Annotated in this window: 8 protein-coding genes and 3 tRNA genes; 5 read left to right on the forward strand and 6 right to left on the reverse strand. The window is 58.4% G+C overall.

Annotated features, from left to right (window positions below; all coding sequences use genetic code 11):
* The first annotated feature begins 51 nt into the window (after positions 1 to 51).
* The 4 genes from A4R35_RS15010 to A4R35_RS15025 all read left to right on the forward strand — a co-directional run bounded on the left by A4R35_RS15010 (position 52) and on the right by A4R35_RS15025 (position 4,445).
* The gene (locus A4R35_RS15010; protein WP_112430724.1) at positions 52 to 1,818 is read left to right on the forward strand and encodes a DUF2079 domain-containing protein; all 1,767 of its coding nucleotides are present in this window, start codon (positions 52 to 54) and stop codon (positions 1,816 to 1,818) included.
* 84 nt (positions 1,819 to 1,902) lie between these two features.
* Positions 1,903 to 2,415: a YggT family protein gene (locus tag A4R35_RS15015; RefSeq protein WP_112430726.1), complete on the forward strand. Its 513-nt coding sequence runs from the start codon at positions 1,903 to 1,905 to the stop codon at positions 2,413 to 2,415.
* On the forward strand, positions 2,415 to 3,323 hold the full coding sequence (locus A4R35_RS15020; RefSeq protein WP_112430728.1) for a DUF2877 domain-containing protein: 909 nt from the start codon (positions 2,415 to 2,417) through the stop codon (positions 3,321 to 3,323). Before A4R35_RS15015 ends, A4R35_RS15020 begins: the two co-directional genes overlap by 1 nt.
* A 183-nt stretch (positions 3,324 to 3,506) precedes the next feature.
* Positions 3,507 to 4,445 (forward strand): ribose-phosphate diphosphokinase, encoded by a 939-nt coding sequence (locus tag A4R35_RS15025; protein WP_112430730.1) that lies wholly within the window; start codon positions 3,507 to 3,509, stop codon positions 4,443 to 4,445.
* Between the two features lie 405 nt (positions 4,446 to 4,850).
* On the opposite strand, the gene A4R35_RS15030 is transcribed toward A4R35_RS15025, so the two are convergent.
* The 3 genes from A4R35_RS15030 to A4R35_RS15040 all read right to left on the reverse strand — a co-directional run bounded on the left by A4R35_RS15030 (position 4,851) and on the right by A4R35_RS15040 (position 5,486).
* Positions 4,851 to 4,926, reverse strand: a tRNA-Met gene (locus A4R35_RS15030).
* A 296-nt stretch (positions 4,927 to 5,222) separates the two neighbouring features.
* Positions 5,223 to 5,294: transfer RNA gene (locus A4R35_RS15035), tRNA-Met, on the reverse strand.
* A gap of 120 nt (positions 5,295 to 5,414) precedes the next feature.
* A tRNA-Met gene (locus tag A4R35_RS15040) sits at positions 5,415 to 5,486 on the reverse strand.
* 112 nt (positions 5,487 to 5,598) lie between these two features.
* On the opposite strand from A4R35_RS15040, the gene A4R35_RS15045 reads away from it, so the two are divergent.
* Entirely contained in the window at positions 5,599 to 6,204 is a 606-nt protein-coding gene (locus A4R35_RS15045; protein ID WP_112430732.1) for a PDDEXK family nuclease, read from the forward strand.
* Here the strand turns inward: A4R35_RS15045 and A4R35_RS15050 are convergent.
* The 3 genes from A4R35_RS15050 to A4R35_RS15060 all read right to left on the reverse strand — a co-directional run bounded on the left by A4R35_RS15050 (position 6,197) and on the right by A4R35_RS15060 (position 11,344).
* A complete protein-coding gene (locus A4R35_RS15050) occupies positions 6,197 to 7,192 on the reverse strand; it encodes a DNA-methyltransferase (protein ID WP_112430734.1) in 996 nt (331 codons plus the stop codon). The genes A4R35_RS15045 and A4R35_RS15050 overlap by 8 nt on opposite strands.
* 539 nt (positions 7,193 to 7,731) lie before the next feature.
* Complete coding sequence (locus A4R35_RS15055) at positions 7,732 to 9,633, reverse strand: cellulose binding domain-containing protein (RefSeq protein WP_112430736.1); 1,902 nt, start codon at positions 9,631 to 9,633, stop codon at positions 7,732 to 7,734.
* Positions 9,634 to 9,886: 253 nt separating this feature from the next.
* Positions 9,887 to 11,344 (reverse strand): cellulase family glycosylhydrolase, encoded by a 1,458-nt coding sequence (locus A4R35_RS15060; protein WP_223258349.1) that lies wholly within the window; start codon positions 11,342 to 11,344, stop codon positions 9,887 to 9,889.
* Between the last annotated feature and the right edge of the window lie 91 nt (positions 11,345 to 11,435).

Here is an 11,435-nt window from a genome sequence, read left to right on the forward strand (position 1 = left end):
GGGCGCCGGGGAGAAGGCATGAAGAGAAAAAAAGAGTAGCGCAGAGGAGCTATGAAGCTATTCAATCTGCGGGTCCAAACATGGCTAGCCTGGGGCCTGGTTGTGCTGGCAACAGTGATCTATTTCCTGGAGATGAGTCATCAGGCCGTGCTCCGCTATGATACGTTCAAGGCGACGGCCTTCGACCTTGGTAACTACGATCAGGCCATCTGGAACACCTTGCATGGCCGGCCTTTCCAGTTCACGAACCAGGCGATCGATTGGTATGGTCCCCCTACACGCCTGGGGGTGCATTTTGAACCCATCCTGTTGCTGCTCGCTCTCCTCTATCTGATTCGCTCCGATCCACGCACCCTGCTTGTATTTCAGACGCTGGTGCTGGCGCTGGGGGCCTTCCCCGTCTTTCTGCTGGCCCGCTACTATCTGCCGCGCTGGCCCTTGTTGGCCGCCCTCTTTGTGGTAGCCTATCTGCTCGCGCCGGCCTTGCTGGGCCTCAACATCTTCGATTTTCATGCCGTTAGCCTGGCCACGCCCTTGCTCCTCTATGCTTTGCTGGCTCTCACCTATCGCCGCTACGTGCTGCTGGTACTCTGTTGTTTTCTGGCGGCTTCCTGTAAGGAGGATGTGCCGCTGGCGGTCGGCTTGCTGGGCCTCTTGATGATCTGGCGCTATCGCCTGCCGCGCCTGGGCCTGGCGCTCTTCATCGGCGGCTTCCTCTGGTCGGCTCTGGCTTTTGGGGTGATCATTCCCCACTTTTTCCCAGGTCAGCAGGCCAACAACTTCTGGTACCGCTACGAGACGCTGGGCAGCTCTCCCGGCGCCGCTATAGTTAATTTACTGCTGCATCCCTGGCTGCTCTTCACCACCTTTTTGACAGTGGAGCGCTTCTACTATCTGGCCAGCCTGATCAGGAACACGGGCTTTCTCGCTCTGCTCGCTCCCGAATGGCTGATTCCGACCTTGCCAAGTCTGGCGGTCAATGTGCTGAATACCGATCCGGCCCTCTACAGCGGCGTCTACCACTATAATGCCTCGATCATTCCTTTTGCGGTGATGGCGGGGATCATCGGCCTGCGACGCTTTCTGGCTCTCTGGGCAAGGTGGCGCGGGGAGCCGCTGCCTCCACTGGAGCTGATGGTGCCGGAGCGGAGACAGGAAGCGGTGCGAGACGGGCAAAGTGGAACATCTGAGGGAGAGAGCGCAGCAGCCGGGAAACACGTCTGGCCAGCCTGGTTGGCGCGCTTCTTGTCGACAGAGCGCGGTCAGGTGCTGCAAGCCTGGGGACGAAACTGGTACCTGCGTCTGCGGAAGCTGGCGCTGCGCCTGCTCCAGCCGGCCTGGTGGAGCAGGCACTGGCAGCGCTTCTGTGCGCGTATGATACCTCTGGCCCGGCAGATCAACCTGACGCGTTTGCAGTGGTACGCCATGCTATGGATATTGCTGCTCATAGGCGTCAATTATGTCGCTGAGGCGCCAGTCCTCAATAGCTTCTGGGCTGATCACGAGCCGGGGCCGCGTGAGCAGCACATAGAGCAGCTTCTGGCGATGATCCCACCCGATGCCTCTGTTTCTGCAGGAGATAATTTAAATCCTCATTTAAGTGAAAGGCAGCGTTTAGCAGTCTTTCCATCATTTACCGGTACAATTGATGGTAAGCAGTATACGGTTGACTACATCATTGTTGATCTCAACGCGGTCTTCCCCGAGGATCGTGCCAGTACGATCGAGATTCTCAATCGCTTGACGGCTTCCGGGCAGTTTCGTCTGATTGCGCGTGCCGAGGGGGTCGTTTTACTCAAACGCAATAGTTCACAGTAGGACATAGTATGTTATAATCCTTGCAGGTGAGACTCTCTGCTTTATTCGCTCCTGTGGACAGTTGATGAACAGAGGAGAGGTGCTATGCACGGGGACCCATTTTACAGCGATCCGACCAGCGTCGAACCTGGCAGAGTGCCGCCACCAGGCGCATTACCTCCGATGGAGGAGCTGCAGCCGAAGCAGGCGCCTCCGCCGCCGTACGAGCCGATGCCAGCTCCAGCGGCGCCTCCGCCGCCGATGGCTGAGCTAGAGATGGTCAATCGGGAGAGCGAAGCTCGCACGCTGGTCTTTGCGATTGGTAAGTTTAAGGACTTTCTCTGGTGGTTTCTGGCGGTGTTGGAGGTAGCTTTGCTGCTCCGCTTTATCTTCCGCCTCATTGCTGCTGACCCCAGCAATGCCTTTGCTGGCCTGCTCTACGCTCTGACCGGGATTATTCTGCTGCCCTTCAATGGCATTGTCAAAACCCCATCGCTGCATAATTGGGCCTTTGAGTGGCCGACTTTGATCGCTATGGCCGTCTACGCCCTGATTTTCCTGGCCATTACCAGTTTCCTGCGCCTGCTGATCTCGACCCCGAAGGAGACAGCTGAGTAATGACGGGCCTGGCCCCTGGTCCTCTGGTAGCTTTCATCTGCCCGGCGCTGGGTTATAGCGAGGCGATTGCGGAGACCATCGCCGGCGTGGTGCAGCGTGGAGAGGTGCACAGCGTTTTCTCAGCAGCAGCTAATCTGCTCTTCCCGCCTGAGTTCATCCTGTCGCTGAATGCACAAGATGGCCCAGCTGTGCCGAATGGTATTCGTCTGGGAGCCGCACGAGGAGCCTTTCCATTCAGCGCCCTGCGGCCCGGTATGCCGGTGCTGCTGGGGGCCTGGCGTCTATATATAGAAGATCTTCATTGGTCAGTTGACCTGAGCAGTTGCCCACGCTGGAGGACACAGCTCAGGCGCCCGCCGCGGCTTGACCCGATGGTGTTGGAGCGGAACCGTGAGCGCCTGCGCAGGATGCTGCTGGCCCCTGAACTGCTGCGGGTGCGCCAGAAGGAGGGTCACCCCTTACTGGAGGCCATGAGCGCAGCGCTCAACGGGGAGCGCTGGCTGCCAGAGGAGCCGCAGGCACTGGCTGAGCTGCTGGCCGGACGCGGGCCGGGCCTTACTCCCTCGGGCGATGATCTGCTGACCGGCTGGCTGGCCGCTGGCTGGTGGCTCCGTGGTGCTGAAGCAACCTTCCTCGAGACCTGCGCGCAACTGGTGGCGGTGGCTGGACCGCGGACCCATCTGCTGAGTCGCACCTGGCTCTCGTGGGCTGCGCGCGGCTGCTTTGCTCTACCACTGCTTGAGTTGCTGGAAAGTCTGGCTGAGGAACATGAGGAGCGTCTGTTTGCGCGAGCGCAGGCTGTGCTTGCCCTGGGGGCCAGTTCAGGCTATGATCTCTTATGTGGTCTGGTACTGGGCCTGGCCTCTCCATCGCTCCAGCCCTGGCCAGGATTGGGCGCCGTTGTCTGAGCGAGGGGCGGCTAAGCCCGCTTTACTCCGGCTGTTGTCTGGTCTTATCCTGCCAACTTGCTTTCTCCAAGCACGTAGCGCCATTATTTCTCGCTAAAATCTGAGTGGGTTCTTTTTAAGTCATCCATAGTTTACATGGAGACAGCCTTGTGCTATACTGGGCGCAGGCAGGCCGGAGGTGCTATGAACAAGCTCAGTGTTTTCACAGGTAACGCCAATCCCGTGCTGGCTGCTGCCATCTGCCGTCACCTGGGGATCGAGCTGGGAAAGGCCGAAGTCTTCCAGTTTAGCAACGAAAACATTTTTGTTAAGATTAACGAAAACGTTCGAGGAAACGACGTTTTCGTCATCCAGCCTTTCAGCTCGCCGGTCAATCGCTCGATCATGGAGCTGCTGATCATGATCGACGCCCTCAAGCGAGCCTCGGCGCAGCGCATCACGGCGGTCATTCCCTACTATGCCTATGGTCGCACCGACAAGAAGGATCAGCCGCGAGTCCCCATCACGGCCAGACTGCTGGCTGACTGCATCACGGTAGCCGGGGCCCATCGTGTGTTAACAATGGACCTGCATGCTGGTCAGATTCAGGGCTTCTTCAATATTCCGGTGGATGAGCTGACGGCTCAGACTCTGCAGGCGCGCTATTTCCGGGATAAGGGGCTAGAGAACTTTACCGTTGTCTCTGCCGATGAAGGATTTGCCAAGAAAGCACGTCAACTTGCCGACCGCCTGAATGCTCCGCTGGCTATTGTCGAGAAGCGCCGTTTAGGCAATGACGGGGTGACAGAGGCCAAGAACGTGATCGGCAATGTGGAGGGACGCCACGCCCTGATTGTCGATGAGGAGATCGACACGGCCAGCTCAATCACGCAGGCGGTGCGGGTCGTGCGTGAGCATGGAGCGCGTGAGGTCTATTGCTGTGCCTCACATGGCGTCTTCTCGGGTCCGGCGATCGAGCGGCTGCGCGAGGCCGAGATCAAGGAGATCGTGGTGACGGACACCATTCCTCTGCCGGAAGAGAAGCGCTTACCCAATATGACGATTCTGTCGGTGGCGGAACTCTTCGCTGGAGCGATCAGCCGTATCCATGAGAACCGCTCGGTGACGGAGCTATTCCAGTAGAGAGCAGAGGTAAGAGACTGGGAGGGAAAACAGCCTTCTTTCTTCGCGCGAACCCGGTGTTGGCGTGGCAACGGGGCGTCAAGGTAGCTGTTTCTAACTAAGGCGAGCGCTGGTGGATGGCCTCCCCTGTAGCTGAGGCAGCAGAGTTGCAGGGGAGCGCTGTCGCTGTGGATATGAGTGAGGCTGCTCCCTCTCGCGAGGATGGCTCTCTGACTGGCTGTGCGGGCAGCCGCGGGCGATCGGCTGCTGGAAACCGCTGTGAGTCAATATTATTCCCCTCGCTACACGTTTGTTCCCCAAGCCATTACACAAAAAGAAAAGATAGACCACGAGAGGCCTATCTTCTTCCGATCGGTCTACCTATTGTGTTGGTCTGCCACGAACGCCTCTATCTTCGGCGCTACCTGGTAGCGGCGGTAGGACTCGAACCTACGACCCAGGGCTTATGAGTCCCCTGCTCTACCGACTGAGCTACGCCGCCATCGAACGGACTGGCTAGGGGCAGCGCTGCTGTTGAGAAAGGGTGCTCCTGGGGGGAGCCAGCACCTTGCCGGAGGTTGCGGCTCCGGCTGGCAGTGCTGCCTTGCTAGTGATTTCGACTCTTATCTTACCACATCCTGTCAAGAGGGAGAAGGCCATCTTTGGGAGAAGCCGCGCGAGAGCGAGGGTCAGGGAGAGGGCCAGGAGATGGGCGAGAAAAAGCCTCACTCGCAGAGACGAGTGAGGCGAAGTACACGTTGTCACTAGAGCGTGCCTTAACGGAGGCAAGAGAAGAAATTGCGGGGGCAGGATTCGAACCTGCGACCTTTGGGTTATGAGCCCAACGAGCTACCGCTGCTCCACCCCGCGTCGTTGGCGAGTGATCAAAACGGAACAGTTGCCAAGGCAATATGCGGACGAGCCTGTCAGCGAGCCTGTGCTGCCTGTTCACTGCTGGCAGACAGGATGCAAGAAAAAACGCTGACGAGATTGCGGGGGCAGGATTCGAACCTGCGACCTTTGGGTTATGAGCCCAACGAGCTACCGCTGCTCCACCCCGCGTCGGCGTTTTCATGATACTACAAGGTTGAAAGGATGTCAAGGGGGGTCGCATCATGCATCAGCAACGGCCTAGTTTTGATATGTGCTCAGTAGCTTCGTCCATAAGAGTGCTATGAAAATCGTGAAATCGAAGATCCTCATAGACAAGGGCGGTTTTTCATCTCTACCAAGCTGGCAGCGCATTCGCAGCGACGTGCTTCAGGCCATTGCCTCAATCCAGTGGCCTCCGGGCTCAGGCGCTTTTGTACTCTACGATGAGCTGGGAAAGCGGCGAGGAGAAGGCAATGGAGTCAAGCCTATTAAGGATGCCTGTATGCTCTATCTTCGCGAGCAGGGCTGGCTGCTAGAGTATGACCTAGGTCTCCCAGGAATCGGCAAGGTTGATGCAGTCTATCTGGTAGATGGAAAGCAGTTCGCTCTGGAATGGGAGACGGGAAATATATCATCGTCTCATCGATCGCTCAACAAGATGGCGTTGGCCATGCTGAAGGGCACTTTGATTGGAGGTGTGCTCATCCTACCCTCGCGGATCATGTACCGCTATCTAACTGACCGTATTGGTAATTTTGAAGAAATAACCCCCTACTTCCCTCTCTGGGAAGCTCTTGGTACTTTTGTGAACATAGGAATACTCTGGGTTATTGCCATAGAGCAGGATGCGGTAAGCAAATCGGTGCCACGCATCGAGAAAGGAAGGGATGGCCGAGCACTTATGTGATCTCTGGCCTAGCGCTTCCATAGGCGTGGGGGACGGCTCCCTGCTCCCATTCTATGGGAACGCGGGCGACCTTGCCGGTCGGCTGATAGAGCTGACGCCCTAGCGGCCTGAGCGGCAGGCGTCCCTCAAAAAAAGCCCTGATGCGCTCGCGTGTGATGTTGATGTAGACCTCTTCCTTATCGCAGCCTGCCACGCGCCGACCGTGCTTGATCCCCGCAATGAGCGACGAGCCAGCGCCACAGTAAGGGTCAAGTACCCACTCATCTTCGTTGGTGAGCGCCAGCACACAGCGCTCTGCCAGCTCGACAGGGTACTGACAGGGGTGGATCGTCTTTTCGGGGTGCGCTGCTTTCACGTTGGGAATATACCAGACCTCCTCTTCCCAATCGTGGGCTACCACCTCCCAGAAATCCGAGGGATTTTTCCCGAGAGGGTTTCCCGATGGCTCCCCTTTATGTGGTCCCTTGTAATGCCTCTTGCCGGGATACTTTGCCGGAACGCGCACAGGGTCCAGATGAAATGTGTAGCCGTCCCCTCTGGTAAACCACAGAATTGTTTCGTAGCGCCCTGAAAAACGGCGAGACATGTGCATACCATGACTGTAGCGCCATATGATTCTATTCCTTAGCTTTAGTCCTTTTTTCTTAAAAATATCATAATAGAAGATATCTAGAGGAAATACCTCGCCATCTTCAACAAAGTTTCCGACTTGCCAACAGATACTACCCTTGGGACTGGTGACGCGGATGACCTCATCGATGACAGCCTCTTGCTCTTGCAGATACGACAGAACATCCTTGCGCCTTTCATATTCCTTCCCCAGGTTGTAGGGTGGGGAGGTAATGACCAGGGCGATGCTTTCTGAGGGCAGCGTCTTCAGAAAGTCCAGGGCCTCGCCCTGATGAACGACAATCCGTTGCTGGCTGTCGAAGTGCTCGACGCAATTGGGTGCTGACGACTCTCCAAAAGATAGTTGGTGAGCTTCCATAGCGGCTGTGTGCCTATCCTCCCTTGCCTCTTCCTTCGATTTATGCGCCACGTAGTGAGAACTGGACCGCACCACTACGCTACGCGCCTGACAGAGTCTCTCTGCTGGTGGATTATGAGAGAGCCTTATCTTCCGTGAGCAGTTTTATCTCGCTCTGGTGAAACTATGGTAGGACCGTGAGGATTTGTCAAGACCTCTGACCTTGTCAGACAGTAGAAAGGAGGAGGCACCGGGCAGAGCAGTGATGAGCCTGGCCTGCCTGGCGCCTCTTCAGGAGAAAAGGCCTCACGTTTTCAGCAGAGAAGATGCGTGGAGCGGGGCCCGTGGAGCGTCTGCCCTCCCGCCACGCCGTTCTGCTCTCACGTGCGTTGGACAGGGCAGGGTGCCAGCTCCGACGAGCACTGCTGCTCTAGCTTCAGCTCGGTGGGTGGTTCTTGCCTCCTTTCCTTAAAAAATGTCTGGTGTCTCTGAATGAGATCGGAGGAGAAAGATCCCTATCCCTGCTCCTCCGATCTCGCCTCGGATCATCCCAGCCCGGCCTAGACGACGCTGCAGGTCGCTCCATTGAGCGTGAACGCAGTCGGCGCGGGATTGCTCCCGTTCCAGCTAGCCAGGAAGCCTGGTGATGCACCCAGAGTGGCGCCTGCCGGGATCTGGGCGTTGTAGGAGGCGTTGGTGATCGTCACCTGGGCCCCTTGCTGTGTGTAGCTTCCATTCCAGAGCTGGGTGATCTGCTGACCAGCCGTGAAACTGAAGCTCAAGGTCCAGCCATTGATGGGGCTACTACCTGTGTTCGTAATAGTGATGCTCCCCTGGAAGCCGCCCGGCCACTGGCTCACGACGCTATAGTGCACTTGACAGGAAGCGCCCGGAGTCGGGGTAGGAGTTGGCGTACTGGTCGGTGCCGGTGTTGGTGAGGGGGTCGCCGTTGGGCTGGGAGACGGCGCCGGGGTCGGTGTACTGGTTGGGGCCGGCGTGGGAGTTGGCGTAACGCCTCCAGTGCCAGCCGGGATGACATAGGTCACCAGCGAGCGCGCTGGCACGGTCGCACTGAAGGAGCCGTTGCTCACCGACAGTGGCGCCTGAGCTGCTGTGTTGTTGTTATTGTTGGTCAGATAGGGGGTCACCGTAGCCCCGTTCGCCACAGTGGTGTTCTGCAGCGAGAAGGTCGTCGCTGTATCGCTGGTTGCCAGATTGATGACCACAATGGCCAGCGTGCCGTTGGTGTTACGATAGGCCGAGACCAGCAGATTGCTGTCGGAGCTGCTGGCGCCGATGCGCACCGCGCCGGGTCGGACGAAGCGGCTGTAGTTGGCGAAGGCCCATAGGCGCTTCGACGGCGTGATGGTCGAACCATTCAACTGGATCAGGCCCTGGTTATCGCTCGAGACAGAGGTGCTGGCCACGCCCCACCAGTAGAGGAAGGCGCTCAGGTTGGCCGAAGTCAACCCGACATGAATATGCTGAGCCCAGGTCAGGCCGGAGGCATCGCTGCCATCATCCCAGGCAGCATCAAAGCTATCGAAGGTCGACCACTCAGTCTCCCACACCGGCTTGCCGTTGGAGTTGAGCGGCGAAGTCGGAGCGGCGGTATAGCCGTGGCTGGAGATGACCTTGACGTAGGAATTGGCCGTTGCATCGTTGACAATGGCGCTGGTATAGCTCGGAGCCAGGTCCCAGCCCTCGGCATCGCAGCAGACAATCTGCGTCGACAGGCCAGCATTCGCCAGGGTCGGCCCCAGGATCTTGGCGAAGTCGGCGGTTTGTGTCGGGTTCATCACCATGCTGGAGTAGGAGGTGGACAGATTCGGCTCGTTGACGAAGCCGATGTTGGTGATGGTCACGCCTGCCGCCTGGTAATCCTTAATATACTGCACGAGGTAATTCGCGTAAGCCTGACGCCAGTCACCCGTGCTGCACGTAGCAGCACCTGGTGCACCGCACAGCGTGCCACCGTTGCTCTCGGAGCCATTGGTCTTCATGAAGCCTGGGGCGCTCCAGGCGTCGGCATAGATGCGTGTCACGCCATAGTTCTGAACCACTTGCTGGGTCAGAGGCAACTGGCCCCAGTCGGTCCCGATGGGCACATACTGAGGCGTGGCCGTCGGGCTGCCCGGGCTGTTCGGCTCAATCGTATGGTTGCTGTCGGAGGGGATCAGGTTGCGCAGAATAGTCAACCCGGCTCCGGTCGTCGGGCTGAAGAGCAGGTCCAGCATCTGCTTCTCCAGCGTGGAACCAGCGTTGATAATGGCGTCGGCCTGCCCGAAAGCTTCGGATGCGCCAAAGCCGTCGATCGTCTGATAGGTCGTGGCGCCGTTAATGGTGACGCTTGAGGCCGCGTAGGCCGGGCGCCCTTGGACAGCAATGCTGAGTGTCAGGGCGCAGATCAGCGCCATAAGCGCCAGGCCAGCGCACAGGGTTTTGAGCTGTTTCCTGAGCATAGCCTGTCTTCCTTTCTCCAGAGGACTCTCCTTGTTGTTTGGTCAGTTGTTCAGGTAAGTTGGTGTGAGTGAAGAGATTTATGTGAACGGGCGCCAGGCTGAGCCAGGCTACCTGGCCTTCATCGCTGCTGGCGTGCTGAAGACCAGACCTGATCCCAGCTCAGCGCTCGTCACCTGCAAGTTAAGAAGTGCAAGCCATTGCTTGCTTGTCTGCCTGTCACCACCGTCCACAGTGGAGTGGGCCAACCCGCGGCTAGACCGTGTTGCAGGTTACGCCGTTGAGGGTGAAGACTGTCGGATCGGTGTGGTTGCTTGTCCAGGTGCCATTGAAACCAATCGAGACCGAGCTACCGGCGGCGATGACATCGTTGTAGCCGATATCGCGAGCCGTGACCTGCTGACCTTGCTGACTCCAGGTGGCGCTCCAGCCTGCCGTGATCTGCTGGTCCCCAGGGAAGGTAAAGACCAGGGTCCAGCCAACAATGGAGGCGTTGCTGATGTTGCTGATCGTAATGTTGGCCGTCATGCCACCGGTCCAGTAGCTGGCGCTGTAGTGGACCGCGCAGTAGTGGCCAGGCACGGGTGTGGGCGTCGGCGTGGGCGTGACGCCATTAGCAAGGTCCGTCAGGTGGTTCAAAAGTCCTTGCCCGTAGGGCGTGGGAGTGCCGTTGTAGTCGCTGATGAGCGACGGGAAGCTCCAGCAGTTGTAGGTGTCCCAGGCCCAGGCCAGATAGCCGATGTTGTTCTGGTCCAGCCAGGCCATCGCCATATCGATGAAGCCGTGGGCACAGTCGTTCTCGCCAATCTCGCCAGCAATCACCGGCACCTGGGCGGCAACTGGTGCTACCGTCAGAACCCAGCAATTGACGTAGTTACATGTATTGAAATTGTAGAGATGGAAAGAGGCAGCCAGGTTGTTCAACGGATCGCTGGGCTTATGAGAGAGCCAGCCTGACAGGTCGTTGGCATAGGCCAGGCCCCCGAGCATGATCACATTGGTGGCCCCGGTGGCGCGCACGGTGTTCACCAGGGTCTGCATACCGGCCACAGCGAAGGGCACGTCCGTGCAGGGGCTGGCGTTGGCTGCCGTGCTGCCGTTGAGCCAGCAATCCCAACTCGTGGTGAAAGGCTCGTTATATAGATCGAAGATCACCGATGAATTGCTCTTGAAGGTATTGGCCACCGAGGTCCAGAAGGCTGGAGCGTGGTCCAGGTCGGGCATGGCAAGCTGTTTGTTAGCTTGCTGGGTGCCGGGGGCGCTCCAGTGCAGGTCGAGAATCGTGATCAGGTTATTCGCGGTCAGCAGATTGACGTAATCGATGATGGCCTGCCGATACTGGGCCGCGGTATACTGGGCGGCGGGGTAGCCATTGATCCCGAGCCAGCAATCCTCGTTGAGTGGGAGGCGCACGGCGTTAATGTGCCAGCTCATCATAGCGGCCACCGAAGCGGCGTCGCTCGGTCCGTCGAAGACGGTGGTATCGCCGGAGGCGTCGCACATATACTCGGTGCCAGAGCGATCCACTCCCAGCGGGCGAACCGGCTGGCCGGCGCCATTGAGGAGCTGGTTGCCCGAAACGTGCAGGCCGCTGTAGGAGACGGCGGCCTGGGCACGTTGCGCATGCTGGGGCGCGTACCAGATCAGACCTGCCAGCGCTAGTGCCAGTAGGGCGAAGAGCGCTGGCAGACCGCAGGACAGGGCTTTCTTCACGAGCGTTCCCTCCTCATATGTTGCGGCTATCTCATCCCTGAGAGCAGGCCCCATCAGTTCCTGCTGCCTTTGTCTGCTTGATGACTTGACT

This window comes from Thermogemmatispora tikiterensis (assembly GCF_003268475.1).
Lineage (GTDB): Bacteria > Chloroflexota > Ktedonobacteria > Ktedonobacterales > Ktedonobacteraceae > Thermogemmatispora > Thermogemmatispora tikiterensis.